Annotated in this window: 13 protein-coding genes; 5 read left to right on the top strand and 8 right to left on the bottom strand. The window is 72.9% G+C overall.

All coding sequences use genetic code 11. The annotated features are described in order from the left end of the window. Position 1: 1 nt before the first annotated feature. A complete protein-coding gene (locus AC2XR2_RS00525) occupies positions 2-793 on the bottom strand; it encodes an SDR family NAD(P)-dependent oxidoreductase (RefSeq protein WP_381303063.1) in 792 nt (263 codons plus the stop codon). Between the two features lie 29 nt (positions 794-822). Next, positions 823-2130, bottom strand: a complete 1308-nt coding sequence (locus AC2XR2_RS00520; protein WP_491513868.1) for an aromatic ring-hydroxylating oxygenase subunit alpha — start codon at positions 2128-2130, stop codon at positions 823-825. A 155-nt stretch (positions 2131-2285) separates the two neighbouring features. Between AC2XR2_RS00520 and AC2XR2_RS00515 the strand changes: the two genes are divergently transcribed. The 4 genes from AC2XR2_RS00515 (at position 2286) to AC2XR2_RS00500 (ending at position 6246) form a co-directional block, all read left to right on the top strand. Then, positions 2286-2741 (top strand): VOC family protein, encoded by a 456-nt coding sequence (locus AC2XR2_RS00515; RefSeq protein WP_381303064.1) that lies wholly within the window; start codon positions 2286-2288, stop codon positions 2739-2741. A gap of 96 nt (positions 2742-2837) precedes the next feature. Then, on the top strand, positions 2838-3842 hold the full coding sequence (locus tag AC2XR2_RS00510; protein WP_491513867.1) for a thiamine pyrophosphate-dependent dehydrogenase E1 component subunit alpha: 1005 nt from the start codon (positions 2838-2840) through the stop codon (positions 3840-3842). Positions 3843-3847: 5 nt separating this feature from the next. Next, positions 3848-4873 (top strand): alpha-ketoacid dehydrogenase subunit beta, encoded by a 1026-nt coding sequence (locus AC2XR2_RS00505; protein ID WP_491513866.1) that lies wholly within the window; start codon positions 3848-3850, stop codon positions 4871-4873. A gap of 5 nt (positions 4874-4878) precedes the next feature. Beyond that, positions 4879-6246, top strand: coding sequence for a dihydrolipoamide acetyltransferase family protein (locus AC2XR2_RS00500; protein WP_491513865.1), 1368 nt, complete (start codon positions 4879-4881; stop codon positions 6244-6246). A 46-nt stretch (positions 6247-6292) separates the two neighbouring features. Here the strand turns inward: AC2XR2_RS00500 and AC2XR2_RS00495 are convergent, their stop codons facing one another. Beyond that, positions 6293-6898 carry a TetR/AcrR family transcriptional regulator gene (locus AC2XR2_RS00495; RefSeq protein ID WP_491513864.1) on the bottom strand — a complete coding sequence of 202 codons (606 nt, stop codon included), beginning with the start codon at positions 6896-6898 and terminating at the stop codon, positions 6293-6295. A gap of 144 nt (positions 6899-7042) precedes the next feature. Here AC2XR2_RS00495 and AC2XR2_RS00490 point away from each other — a divergent pair, with 144 nt between their 5' ends. Continuing rightward, a complete protein-coding gene (locus AC2XR2_RS00490) occupies positions 7043-7687 on the top strand; it encodes a TetR/AcrR family transcriptional regulator (RefSeq protein WP_491513863.1) in 645 nt (214 codons plus the stop codon). A gap of 161 nt (positions 7688-7848) precedes the next feature. Here AC2XR2_RS00490 and AC2XR2_RS00485 read toward each other — a convergent pair whose 3' ends face one another. The 5 genes from AC2XR2_RS00485 to AC2XR2_RS00465 are packed head-to-tail and all read right to left on the bottom strand — an operon-like array spanning position 7849 to position 13809. After that, complete coding sequence (locus AC2XR2_RS00485; RefSeq protein WP_491513862.1) at positions 7849-9003, bottom strand: thiolase family protein; 1155 nt, start codon at positions 9001-9003, stop codon at positions 7849-7851. Then, a complete protein-coding gene (locus AC2XR2_RS00480; protein WP_491513861.1) occupies positions 9000-9443 on the bottom strand; it encodes a Zn-ribbon domain-containing OB-fold protein in 444 nt (147 codons plus the stop codon). The genes AC2XR2_RS00485 and AC2XR2_RS00480 overlap by 4 nt, the downstream gene beginning before the upstream one ends. A gap of 18 nt (positions 9444-9461) precedes the next feature. Further along, complete coding sequence (locus tag AC2XR2_RS00475; RefSeq protein ID WP_381303072.1) at positions 9462-10583, bottom strand: acyl-CoA dehydrogenase family protein; 1122 nt, start codon at positions 10581-10583, stop codon at positions 9462-9464. After that, complete coding sequence (locus tag AC2XR2_RS00470; protein ID WP_491513860.1) at positions 10580-13195, bottom strand: putative PEP-binding protein; 2616 nt, start codon at positions 13193-13195, stop codon at positions 10580-10582. The genes AC2XR2_RS00475 and AC2XR2_RS00470 overlap by 4 nt, the downstream gene beginning before the upstream one ends. Beyond that, positions 13192-13809, bottom strand: coding sequence for a hypothetical protein (locus AC2XR2_RS00465; RefSeq protein WP_330269408.1), 618 nt, complete (start codon positions 13807-13809; stop codon positions 13192-13194). The genes AC2XR2_RS00470 and AC2XR2_RS00465 overlap by 4 nt, the downstream gene beginning before the upstream one ends. Between the last annotated feature and the right edge of the window lie 44 nt (positions 13810-13853).

Here is a 13853-nt window from a genome sequence, read left to right as displayed (position 1 = left end):
TCTACCACTGTGCCGTTCCGCCGTCGACGCTGATCAGCGTGCCGGTGATACCCGCCCCGGCGTCGCTCGCCAGCAGCGAGGCGACGGCCGCGATCTGCTCCACGGTGGTGATCTTCTTGGTGGCGGCGTGCTCGGCGAACCGGCCCAGCCACTCCTCGTACGAGATGCCCTCGGCCTCCGCCGCGGCGGGACCCGCGGCCCGCATGAGGTCGGTGTCGACGGCGCCGGGGCAGATGGCGTTGCAGGTGATGCCCTGGGTGCCGTACTCGAAGGCGGTCGCCTTGGTCAGTCCGTGGATGGCGTGCTTGTTGGTGATGTAGTGGCTGATCGCGGGCTTGTTGGCCTGCTTGCCCTCCACCGACGAGATGTTGATGATGCGGCCCCAGCCGCCGTCCAGCATCTTCGGCAGTGCCCGGCGGGTGCCGTAGAAGTAGTTGTTGACGTTCATGTCGAGGGCGGCGTGCCAGGCCTCGTCGCTGAGCTGGTGGATCGGGGCGAAGCCGGAGCTGCCGCCGGCGTTGTTGACCCAGATGTCGAGCCGCCCGAAGCGCTCGGCGGCGAAGTCGGCGAGGGCCTCGATGTCCTCCTGGCGGCCCGCGTCGCAGGGGTGGAAGACGGCCCGGTCCCCGGCGTTCATCTCCTCCAGGGCCTGCTTGCCCTTGATCTCGCTGCGGCCGCTGACCACGACCGTGGCGCCGTCGGCCAGGAAGGCCTCGGCGATGGCGCGGCCGATGCTGCGCGTGCTGCCCGTGATCACCGCGACACGTCCGTCGAGGCTGCCCGTAGCCACCATGGTGTTCTCCCGCGATTCTGGTTGGTAGGTCACCTGGTGGCTCTGGCGGCTGCTGAGGCGCCTTGGTCCAGGTGCTGGTGAATGGTGCGGTGGAAGTGCTGGAGTCCGGGCTCGTTGCGTCCGAAGACGAAGTCGGTCCCGGCGAGGGCCTCGAGGCCCTTCTGTACTCCGTAGGTGGTCGCGTAGTCCTCGTCGCGGACCACCTCGTGGAACCACTCGCCGAACCGGTCGGCGGCCTGGCGCTCCTCGTCGGTGACCGCCGGTTCGCGCAGCAGGATGATCTGCTGCGTCACCGACTCGGTCGCCGTGCGGGGGAGCACCAGGGAGACGGCGATCTTCTGGCGCCAGCCGCCGGCGATGGCGAGGCCGGGGAAGAGCCAGTAGATGGGCCCGACGCAGTCCCCGGGGTCGCGCTGCTCGGGCGGCAGTTCGGCCGCCCGCGCGATGGGGCGCAGGGCCGGGGCGATGCGCTGGTGGGGGCCCCAGGTGTCGTGGGCCATCATGTTCGACAGGTTCGTCTCGAACACCGTCTTCGGGTGCAGTGAGGCGAAGTGGTACGTCTCCAGGTACCCGTCGAGGGTGACCTTCCAGTTGGGGCTGGTCAGCTCGCTGGTGGAGTAGTGGTGGCACTCCGCGAGGCGCAGCCCCTCCAGCAGGGGTTGCAGGTCCCCGAGCCAGTCGTCCAGGTCGGGCTGGGCCGCCGGGTCGAGGGAGACGAAGACGATCCCCGCGCGCTCCCCGGCCGGGAGCCTGACCAGGCTGCGGCCTTCGCGCGGGACCTCGCCGAAGGTCTTCTCGGCGTACACGCCCCGCAACTCCCCGGCCAGGTCGTACGACCAGGAGTGGTACGGGCAGGTGAGCCGCTTCGACACCCCGCAGCCGGCCTCGAGGAGCCTGGCGCCTCGGTGCCGGCACGCGTTGATCATCGCGTGGACGACGCCCTGCCGGTCACGGGTGATCAGCACCGGGATGCCGAGCACGTCGATCGCCTTGTAGGTGTTCGGGCCGGGAAGCTCGGCGGACATGGCGAGCGGCAGCGGCACGCTGCGGTGCACGGCCTGTGTCTCGCGCTGCCAGCGGTCGGCGTCGAGGTAGTTCGCGACGGGTTCCGTCCACTGGCCGTCCGCCTCGTGCGTCGTGTTGGCGCGGTAGTGCGCCAGCACCCGCTCGACGAGTTCGGCCGCCTCCCTGCGCATCGTCACGGCCGCCGCGTCGGTGGACCGGTCCTGGCTGATCCACGACGCGTATTCGGGGGTCGGGGGAGCCGCCGGAACCGGGGCCGGTGACCCGGGCCCGCTGGCTGTTTCCCGGAGCTCCGGCGAACTGGTCTGGACCACGATGTCCTCACAATCCTCCCAGCCGCGAGCCGGTGACCGGCTTCGTGATGCGACGGCTGGGTTGTGTCCGAAACTGCAACAGGACTTAGTGTGGTCTGTCAATAGAAAGTGTCGAAGTTGCCGCTCGGTGTCCCGTGGGGGTGGGTGCGATGGTCATGACCCTGCCGTTCGAGGTCGGCGTGGTGGTGCGCGACCTGGAACTGATGGAGCGCTTCTACGGCGACGTGATCGGCTGTCGCGTCGAGCGCCGCTCGCGGGTCCCGGAGTCGGTTGGCGGTCCAGCCGGGCTCGGTGGGGCGTTGGCGGTGGTCTGGCTGCGGGTGCCCTCGGGAGGGTGCGTGAAGTTGATCCTTCCCCGGTCGGCCCCGGTGCCGGGACCTGTGACGCCCTGGTCGCCGGGCCGCGCCGGCCTGTCGTATCTCACCTTCCACGTCGACGACCTGGACCCGGTGGTGGCGGCACTGTCGGCCGCCGGTGCCCGGCCCCTGTCGGACCCGTTCGCGGTCCGCGCGGGCGGTCGCCGGATCAGCTTCTGGGCCGATCCGGAGGGCAACGTCGTCGAGTTGGTGGACGGCCGGGGCGGCCGCCCGGAGCCTGGGCATAGTAATTAGAGACGCTCTTCAGTAAGGTGCCCCCAGCCGGTTACTGTAGACCGGCGCAAGTAAGTCCGATTGCTTGGCAACCTCCCTCGGACGAAGGGGCGGACGATGGCTCAACGAGCGTCGACGGCGTCGAAGAAAACCACGCAGGTCAGCACACAGGTCGTCAAGGACCTGCACGAACGCATGGTGCGCATCCGGCTGTTCGAGACCGAGGCGGGAAAGCTCATGGAGGCGGGCAAGCTGCCCGGCTTCCTGCACCTGTATGTCGGCCAGGAAGCCGTCGCCGCCGGCGTCATGGCGGCCCTGCGCGACGACGACCAGATCACCTCCACCCACCGCGGCCACGGACACGCCGTGGCCAAGGGCGTCGGCTTCCGCGCGATGTACGCCGAGCTGTACGGCCGGGTCACCGGCGCCTGCCTCGGCCGCGGCGGCAGCATGCACATCAACGACCTGAGCCGCGGCATGCTCGGCGCCAACGGCATCGTCGGCGCCGGCGTCCCGATCGCCGTGGGCGCCGCCTTCGCCGCCCGCTACAAGGGCGAGGACAGCGTCGCCGTCAGCTTCTTCGGCGACGGCGCCACCAACATCGGCGCCTGGCACGAGGGCGTCAACATGGCCGCGATCCTGGGCCTGCCGGTGATCTTCGTCTGCGAGAACAACGGCTACGCCGAGTTCACCCCGCAGTCCGGGCACATGCTCCTCACCGACGTCGCCGACCGGGCCGCCGCCTACGGCATGCCCAGCGTGATCGTCGACGGCATGGACGCGGTCGCCGTCCACCGCGCCGCCGCCGAGGCCGTCGCCCGGGCCCGGGCCGGCGCGGGCCCCATGATGATCGAGGCCAAGACCTACCGCTTCTTCGACCACCAGGGCGTCAAGGGCCTCAGGCACCCCTACCGCTCGGACGAGGAGGTCGCCGAGTGGAAGTCGCGCGACCCCATCGACCTGATCGAGGCCCGCGCGGTCGCCGACGGCACCGCGACCCGCGCCGAGCTGGACGACGTGTGGCGGCGCACCCGCGACGAGATCGCCGACGCCATCGCGTACGCCGAGGCGAGCCCCCTGCCCGACCCCGCCGACCTGCTGCTCAACGTCTACTCGGGATGACCGCCATGACCACGATCTCCGAAGCACCGGCCGTCGCCCCGAACGCCGGGGCCCGCAAGCTGAGTTACGTCAAGGCCTTCAACGAAGGACTCGCCCAGGCCATGCGCGAGGACGAGAACGTCTTCGTCGCCGGCGAGGACGTGGCCGGGTACGGCGGTGTGTTCCGCATGTTCGACAACCTCCTCGACGAGTTCGGCTCCCGCCGCATGATCGACACCCCGATCTCCGAGGCCGCCCTGGTCGGCCTCGGCGTGGGCGCCGCCGCCCAGGGCCTGCGCCCGGTCGTCGACCTGATGTTCATGGACTTCATCGGCGTCTGCCTCGACCAGATCGTCAACCAGGCGGCGAAGATGAAGTACATGTTCGGCGGCGCCCTGTCGGTGCCGCTCACCATCACCACCGCCTCGGGAGCGGGCCTCGGCGCCGCCGCCCAGCACAGCCAGAGCCTGGAGGCGTGGCTCGCCCACGTGCCCGGCCTCAAGGTGGTGATGCCGTGCGACGCGTACACCGCCAAGGGCCTGACCGTCTCGGCCATCCGGGACGACAACCCGGTCGTCGTCATGCTCAACAAGGTCCTGCTCGGCAGCGTCGGCGAGGTCCCCGAGGAGATCTACGGCATCCCCCTGGGCCAGGCGCACACCGCGCGCCAGGGCTCCGACGTCACCGTCATCGCGCTCGGCCGCATGGTGGGCGAGGCCCTCGCGGCGGCCGACGAACTCGCCGCCGAGGGCGTGGAGATCGAGGTGATCGACCCGCGCACCGTGCAGCCGCTGGACACGGAGACGATGTTCGCCTCCGTCCGCCGCACCAACCGCGTGCTCGTGGTGCACGAGGCCGTCACCTTCGGCGGGCTCGGCGCGGAGATCGCCGCCCAGATCCAGGACGAGGTCTTCGACCACCTCGACGCGCCGGTCCTGCGCATCGGCGCTCCCTTCTCACCCGTGCCCTTCTCGCCGGTCCTGGAGAAGGCGTACGTGCCCGACCGCGCCCGCATCGCCCAGGGCTGCCGGCGCCTGCTCGAAAGGTCGTGACCGACGTGGCGGTCGAGGTTCTGCTGCCGAAGATCGGCCTGACCATGCAGGAAGGCACGATCGACGAATGGCTGGTGCCCACCGGCGCCCCCGTCGCGGAGGGCGAGGCGCTGCTGCGGCTGGCCACCGACAAGGTGGACGTGGACGTCGAGGCGGAGGCCGGGGGACTGTTCCACCCGGTGGTCCCGGCGGGCACCACCGTCCCCGCCGGGGCTCTCATCGGGTGGCTGCTGGCGGAGGGCGAGCAGCCACCGGGGGACGCGGGCACGCCCGCCCGGCCCACGGCTGCCGTCCCCGGCACCCGCGCGTCTACGGCCCCGCTCGCCGCGGCCGGGGTGGCCGCCGCCCCTTCCGTCGACGGCGTCGGTGACCGCCTGCTGTCCTCCCCGAACGCCCGACGCGTCGCCGCGGCAACCGACGTCGACCTCGCTGTCGTACGCGGCACCGGGCCCGGCGGCCGGATCGTCTCCGAGGACGTGGAAGAGTACGTGGCGGCGCTCGCCGCGTCCCTCCCGCCGAGCGGCACGTCCTCCTCGCCGCTGGTGCGCAAGCTGGCCAAGGAGCGGGGCATCGACCTCTCCGAGGTGAACGGCACCGGGCCGGGCGGCCGTATCCGCCGGGCCGATCTGGAGGCAGTCGTTCCGGCAGGCTCCCCGGCACCCGTGGAGCACGCCCCCGCCCGCTCCGGCGAGGTCATCCCGCTCACCGGGATGCGCGGCACCATCGCCCGCCGGATGCACGCCAGCCTCCAGGAGATGGCCCAGCTGACGCACGGCTACGAGGTCCGGATGGACGCCGTGGTGTCGCTGCGGGACCGGCTCAAGGAGGAGTGGGCCGGCAGCGACCTGCCGGTGCCCAGCATCAACGACTTCCTCCTGAAGGCCGCAGCCCTGGCCCTCTGCGTGCACCCGCTGCTCAACGCGACGGTCCGGGACGACGGCATCCATCTGCTCGACGACATCCACCTGGGCTTCGCGGTGGCCGTACCGGGCGGCCTCATGGTTCCCGTGATCGAGGACGCGGCCGCGCTGTCGCTGACCGGAATCGCCGGCCGGGCCAGGACCCTGGCCGAGGCCGCGCGCGCCGGGCGGATCTCCCCGGCGCAGCTGGAGGGGGCGACGTTCACGGTCACCTCGCTCGGCGGCTACGGCGTCGACTTCTTCACTCCCGTGATCAATCCCGGCAATGTCGCGATCCTCGGGGTGGGCAGGCTCAGGGACGGCGTCGAGTGGGCGGACGACAGGCCGCTGCGGACGCGGGTGCTCACCCTGAGCCTCACCTTCGACCACCGCGCCGTCGACGGGGCACCGGCCGCCGAATTCCTGCGCACACTGGGGGAGTTGCTGAGCAAGCCCCTTCGCCTGCTGGTGTGAGCCGGCCCGGTCGGTCACGGGGGGCGTGGCCGACCGGGGGGCTGGTCTAGCTGGCCGGTTCGGCGATCCGCTCAGCGAGCTCGCCGACCTCGCGGACGAACGCGCGGTGCCCCAGCGACCGGTACACGTCGTCCCCCCGGACCTGCGAGATCGCCGCGGTCTCCAGCAGCGCCAGCAGACCGAGGCCGATCACCGCCGCCTCGGCGTCGGAGACGGACCCGTGGGCCTTGCGGATCAACCGCACGAGCTCGTCCAGCACCTCCGTGCGGCTCTCCTGGCGCAGCGCCTCGGCGTCCTGGCTCATGCCGGCCGACGACACGAAGAACACGGTGGCGGCGGAGCGGTGCTCGCCCATCCAGGCCAGCAGAGCGGTGACCGCCACGCCGATGTCCGAGCCGGGCTCATGCGCCTCGGTGATCGTCTGCAACTGCTCGCGCAGCGCGGCGGCGAACGCCCGCATGGTCTCCGCCAGGACCTGGTCCTTGGAGGAGAAGTGGTAGTACACCGCCGCCGAGGTCATCTCGGCGCGGGCCGCGATGTCGGCCACCGTCACCTCGTCCGGCGGCTGGGTGGCGAACAGCTCCGTCGCCGCTTCGATCACCCACTGCTTGCGCGAGGGGCGGTGAGCTGCGCGCGTTCCGGATGTCGTCATGCTGTCAAGTATGCCGGTCGGGCGGTGTCCCGGAGGCCAACGCGCAGCAGGAATTATGCCGACGGAGGGTCGGAGTTACTGGATACACTGTCAGTACGGAACGACCCGGAGAACGCGGGTTCACGGCGGCGGGCAGGGAGCATGATGGCGGCCACGACGAAGAACGGCAAGCAGCCCGCCCACCGACCCTCGAGGCGGCAGCACATCATCACCGCCGCCGTGCGGGTGTTCGGCCGTAACGGCTTCGCGGAGACCAGCGTCCAGGACATCGCCGACGAGGCCCAGGTGGTCCCCACCGCCGTCTACTACCACTTCGACGGCAAGGAGGAACTGCTCGAGCTCTCCATGCGCCGGGTCTTCGACCAGCTGAACGCGGTCGTGGAGGCGGCCCGGCCGGAGTCCGAGCCCGGTGACGCGGAGGGTCTGGTGCGCGTCATCGACGCCGTGTGGGAGTGGGTGGAGAAGAACCCGGACGAGGCCCGGCTCTACCAGGTCCAGGTCGCCTCGGCCAACGGCAACGTCAAGGTGCTCCGGGACGAGTTCGAGCAGCGGCACATCCAGCGCGGCTACGACTACCTGCCCGAGGGCACCACCCGCAGCCCCCGCGCCGCCAAGGCCCGGCACGCGGCACAGGCCCTCGCCGTCCGCACCCTGATCAGCACGACCATGCTCGTCACCGCCCTGCGGGCGGAGGGCGGACCGCTGTCCCAGCTGCCCTCCCGGTCCGTACTGGAGGCGGTCCGGTCCCTGGCGCTGCGCATCGTCGCCGCCGAGCAGAAGGCGGACTAGCCGCAGAGGCAGGCGCAATGCGCCACCGGCCCGGGCCGTTCACCAGGGCAGTGGCCTGCGGTCGGCGAACAGCCCGCCCGTCGTCCCGTCGCCCTCGGGAAGGGTCGGTGAACAGCGCCGGGGTTCCCTAGCACGTCACCGTTCCGCACGGCTGCCCCCTCTCACACCGTCAGCACCGAGCACGCGCTGATCCCGGGCGCCCCGTACACATGGGTGAAGCCCACCCGGGGAGCACCAGGCACCTGCAGACCGGGCGCACGGCCCTGCAACTGTCGTACGACCTCGTGGAACTGGCGCAGCCCGGAGGCGCCCACGGGCTCACCGCCGGCCAGACAACCGCCGTCGGTGTTGACCGGTGTCCGGCCCGTGGGTTCGGTGGCACCGCCGGCCAGCAGTTCCTCTTGCTCGCCGTGGCCGCACAGCCCGGTCTCCGCCAGGTGGATCAGCTCCGAGCCGCTGTCGGTGTCCTGGAGCTGGGCCACCTGGACGTCCGCGGGCCGCACCCCCGCCGTACGGAAGGCCGCCTCCGCGGCGTCGACGCTGGGGCTGCGGTGCGGTCCCGGCGGCAGCCAGGGCGAGAACACCTCGAACGACCCGAAGCGGCGGGTACGGAAGGCCAGCGACGCCAGCCTGACGGGGCGTTCGCACAGGTCGAAGGCGCGGTCGCCGAGCGCGAGGACCAGCGCGGCCGCGCCCTGCCCGGGCGAGCAGAACATGTACTGGGTGAGCGGCGGGCTGACCTCGGCCGAGTCGAGGATCTCGTGCTCCGTCAGCGGCTTGCGCCGCCAGGCCAGGGGATGGTGCGAGCCGTTGCGGAAGGCCCGCGCGGCGACCATCGCCAGCGCCCGCTCCGAGATCCCGTGCTCGTGCAGGTACCGCCGCGTCTTCAGCGCGAAGAACTGCGTGGTGAGCATCATGCCGGTCTCGGCGTACCAGTCGCCCAGTCCGTAACGGGCGGCGGAGACGTGGAACGCCCCGCGCTCGTGCTTGTCGAAGCCCACCGCCAGTCCGAGGGAGGCCTCGCCCGCGCGCAGCGCGTCGGCCACCGTCAGCACGGTGGAGGCGCCGGTCGCGCAGCCGTTCTGCACGTTGACGAACGGCACTCCGGTCAGGCCCAGCCGGCCCACCAGCGTGTCGGGCTTGCCGGACACGTCGGAGCCGCCGGCCGCGAAGCCGATGGCGTCCCAGGTGACACCGGCGTCGGCGAGCGCCTCGCGCACCGCGCGCTCGGCCATGTCCATTCCGCTGACGCTCTCGTCGCGTCCGAACGGCGTCATCCCGCACCCGACCACGTACACGTCGTCGCGGCGGCTCATCGCTCGTCGTCCCGTTCCGGGCGGAAGGCGAAGGTCATGACCTCGGTCCCGTCCTCGTCCTGGTACGCGGTCACCGTGGTGAGCCGGACCGGCAGACCGATCCGGATCTCCTCGCGGTGCACCGCCAGACGCGCCTCGACCAGCACCTCACCGAGGTCCACATAGCCCAGGTGGTACGGCTGGTGCCCGCCGGCCGGCGGCCGGTAGGGCGGCTTGGGCGGGAACGCCTGGAGCGTCCACGACCACACCCGTCCGCTCACCGGCAGTACATGCGCGGCCATCGCCCCGTGCGAGCACCGGGGGCACGAGTCCTGCCGGGGGAAGACGACCGTGGTGCACCCGGAGCAGCGGGCGCCCATGAGACGCCGTGGCGCCCCGTCGTCGTACTCCTGGTTCTCCCGGCTCTCGAACAACGACTCGTCGATGAGTCTGGTGGTCATGCCGTCCCGCCTTCCACGTCACCAGCCCAGCAGACCGGCCAGCCGTTCCCGATGGTGTGCGGCGCCGCCCAGCAGGACCGCGTCGGACTGCGCGCGCCGGAAGTACAGGTGCGCGTCGTGCTCCCATGTGAAGCCCATCCCACCGTGCAGGTGCACGCACTGGGCGGCGACCGAGACGAACGCCTCGCCGCACCAGGCCTGGGCCACCGCCGCGGCCTCGGCCAGCGCCTCGGGCGAGCCGTCCGAGCGGACCGCGCGCACCACCGCCGACCGGGCGGCCTCGACCTGGAGCAGCATGTCGGCGCACGCGTGCTTGACCGCCTGGAAGCCGCCGATCGCCCGCCCGAACTGGGTGCGGTCGCGCACATGGGCCACCGTCATGTCCAACGCGGCCTGCGCGCCGCCGAGTTGCTCGGCGGCCAGCGCCACCAGGCCCACGTCCAGGGCGCGGGAGACGACGTCCGCCCCCTCGCCGCCGGCGGTCAGCGCCCGGGCCCGGCAGCCGGAGAAGGCGACCACGGCCTGGCCCCGGCTGAGGTCCAGCGTGGGCACCCGGCGCACCGTGACCCCCGGCTCGTGCGGGTCGACCAGGAAGAGGTCCACGCCGTCGGCCCCGGCCGCGGCCACCACCAGCGTCTCGGCGTCGGCACCGTCCAGGACGAACGGCGCGGTGCCGTCCAGCACCGGCACGCTGCCCTGCCAGGAGACGGCCACCGGCACGGCGTCCGCCCGCCAGGTCCCGTCGGGCGAGGCCACCGCCAGGGCATGGACGGCGCCCTCGGCCAGCTCCGCCAGCGCCCGGTCGGCCGTACCGCAGCCGGCCAGCACCTGCCCGGCCAGCACGGTCGAGGACAGCAGCGGCACCGGGGCCAGGGTCCGGCCCAACTCCTCGCAGACGGCGGTGATCTCGGCGAGGCCGCCGATGCCTCCCGCCGACCCGGGCAGACCCAGGGCGGCGAGGCCGACCTGCCGGCCGAGGACGTCCCACAACCCGGCGTCGATGCCGGGGGCCTCCTCGGACAGCCCGCGGACCGCGGCGGTGCCACCGGCGTCGGCGCACACCGACCGCACGGTCTCGCGCAGGTCGTCCAGTTCGCTGTCCGACAGGGCCGTGCCGTCGGTCACGGTGCTCGTCGTCATCGTGTGCTCCCGCTGTGCTCGCCCGGTTCCCGCAGGGCGCTGTGCGCGGCGGCCATCCGGGCCACCGGGACGCGGTGTGCGGAACAGGAGACGTAATCGAGACCGAGGCCGTCGCAGAACGCGATCGACTCGGGGTCACCGCCGTGCTCACCGCACACGCCGAGCTTGATGCCGGGCCGCACCTCCCGGGCCCGCTCGGCGGCCAGGGCGACCAGGGCTCCGACGCCGTGCGGGTCGAGCCGGGCGAAGGGGCTGGCGGTGAGGAACCCGCGGTCCTGGTAGGAGGCGAGCACCTGGCGCTCGACGTCGTCCCGGGAGAACCCGTAGGTGAGCTGGGTGAGGTCGTTGGTGCCGAAGGAGAAGAACTCGGCGTGCTCGGCGAGTTCGCCGGCCAGCAGCGCGGCCCGCGGGGTCTCGATCATCGTGCCGAGCCGGTACGGCACCTCGACTCCGGTGCGGGCGGCGACCGCGTCGGCGGCACCGCGGACGTATGCGGCCGCGGCGGCCAGTTCCTCCGGCAGGCTGACGAGCGGGACCATCACCTCCAGCCGCGGCCGGACGCCGGTGGCGGCGACATCGGCCCAGGCGGTGAACAGCGCCTCGGCCTGCGCCGGGTAGAGCCTTTCGTGCAGCAGCGCCAGCCGCACCCCGCGCAGCCCGAGCATCGGGTTCGCCTCCCGCAGCGCGGCGGCCCGCTGCTCCTCGGCAGCGTCCAGGGCCTGCCCGGGTGCGGGCAGGAACTCGTGCAGCGGCGCGTCCAGCAGCCGCACGGTCACCGGACGATCCCCCACGGCGGCCAGCAGCGCGCGGAAGTCCTCGTGCTGGGCGCGCTCCAGCCCGACCAGCGCCTCGTCGCGGGCGGCCGGGTCGGCGGCCAGCAGCACCCGCCGGATCAACGGCAGCCGCTCACCGAGGAACTGGTGCTCCGTACGGCACAGCCCGACCCCCTCCGCCCCCAGGGCGAGGGCGGTCTCCACCTCGGCGGCCGTGTCGGCGTTGACCCGCACACCCAGCCGGCGCGCGGAGTCCGCCCACTCCAGCAGGGTGGACAGCTCGGGCGGCGGTCCGGCGACACTGACGCTCAGCGTCCCCGCGTAGACGGCGCCGGTACGGCCGTCCAGCGAGACCGGGTCACCCTCGCGCAGCACACGCTCACCGAAGCGCACCGTGCCGGCGGCCCGGTCCACGCGCAGTCCCTCCGCGCCGCACACCGCGGGCTTGCCGGCGCCCCGCGCCACCACGGCGGCGTGGGAGGCGATGCCACCGGTGGCGGTCAGCACCGCGGTGGAGGCCAGCATCCCGGGGACGTCGGCCGGGTTCGTCTCGGCGGCGACGAGGACGACCCGCGTGCCGTCCGCGGCCAGTTCGAGGGCGCGCTCACTGGACAGCACGACCGCCCCGGTCGCCGCCCCGGGGGACGCGGGCAGCCCCTTCACCAGCAGCTCCTCGCCGCCGGTCAGCCGCAACTGCGCGTGCAGCAGTTCCTGGACCTGCGCGGGGCCGATCCGGCGGACGGCCTCCTCGTGACTGAGGGCCCCGTCCCGGGCCAGGTCCGCGGCCAGGCAGACCGAGGCGCGGAGCGGCGGGCGCGGTTGCGGGGAGGCGGCGAGCAGGGAGATCTCGTCGTCGCGCACCTCGAAGTCGACCGACACCGGGGTGCGCAGATGGCGTTCCAGTGTGAGCAGGGAGTGTTCGAGCAGCGCGGTGCCGCCCGCGAGCCGCTCCAGCGGCTCACCGGTGTGCGGTGCCGGGGCGCTGCGGCGCACTCCGCGGAAGAAGGCGCCGTGGGGCGAGAAGCGCCCGGTCGCGGGGTCGCGGCTGACCGCGGTGCCGTAGCCCGAGTGGTCGGCGGGGCCGATGCGCAGGGCCTGGACGTGCAGGGCGACGGCCAGCTCGGCCGGGAGCTTCTGGGCGCGGCGGGACCTGCGTGCCCGGGGGGAGTCCCACCGGCCGAGCAGGGCGCTCGCGGCCAGCGCGAGTTGCTGTGCCGGGTCGTCGGGGAAGGGACGGGAGCCGTGCTCCGCCGCCAGGGACAGCAGCACCTCCACCCGGGCTCGGGGTTCGGGTGTGTCCAGGAGGGCGTCGTCGAGCACGGCGGCGGGCACGTCGAGGGCGTACTCGGCGATCATGCGCACCGTGCCGGCCCACACCTCGTAGAGGGCGTCGCCGCTACCGATGACAGCGGACAGCTCGTCCGCGCGGGCGGGGGAGAGGCCGAGACAGGCCAGGTCGGGCGGCAGTCCGGCCACCTCGGTGGGCGCGCTCGCCGACAGGCGCAGCAGCAGCGGCCGCGCCGGGTCGCCCACGCGCCGCCCCGAGAGCTGTTCGACCAGTTCTACGGCGGCCTCGGCGGTGTCGGCCTCGCACAGCGACGCGGCGGCGCCCGCGGGCACCGTGAGCCCCGGCACGACCGGCAGGCCGAGGGCCAGCAGCCGGTCCATGGCCGCGCCGTGCGCCCCCAGCTCGTCGGCGCCGAGGCCGCGGATCCGTCCCTGCCCGTAGGGCACCAGGACCCGGCCGGGGCTTGCGGAGACCGTCCCGGACGGTGCGAGCGGCCCCGGCGTCGATCGTGGAGCGGTGCGGTGGCCCGCCTCGCGGTCGGTGACGCTCACCCCCGGCTCCTCGCGACCAGTTCCTCTTCCCGGGCCTCGTCCTCGGCCCGGCTGATGCCCAGGACGAGCAGCAGTTCCTGGTGCAGCCGCATCCACACGGTGTGGTAGGAGTCGCACAGCGGTGAGGCGAGCCATTCGGGCGCTCCGTCGTCGAAGCGGTCGAGGGCGTCCTCCAGGGCCGGCAGATACCGGTCGCTGCCCGCGAGCACCTGCTCCAGCCTGCGCAGCACGGGCTGGATGGCCTCGTGCACGTCCTCCAGCGACTCGCGCACCCCGGCGTCGTAGACGTCGTCCGAGTGGTCGTTGGGGGTGCCGTCGGGGCGGCACTGCCACGCGGTGCACACATCGCGGATCTTCCGGTTGACCGGCAGGAACGCCTCGTACGCCGCGGTGATGCGCCGTTCCTCGTCGGAACCGGCGGCAACCCGCAGGACGCGCGCCGCGAGGGACTTGGCCCGCTCGGTCGGCAGCACCACCGGCCCCTTGGCCATCGCCAGCCCGGCGTCGACCAGCGGACGGTGCTCGGACTCCGGCCGGCCGCGCCACATACCGCGCAGAACGAGATCGACGACCGCCTCGGTGAGGGGCTCGTCGGACGCGTCCGGAAGGTCCACGGCAGCAGATTGCATCGCCACACCATTTCCCCGGTTCTGTGGTG

Source organism: Streptomyces sp. LS-MS-L19 (assembly GCF_058382285.1).
Note: the sequence above shows the minus strand (reverse complement) of the source record. Positions and strands in the feature narration are given on the sequence as shown.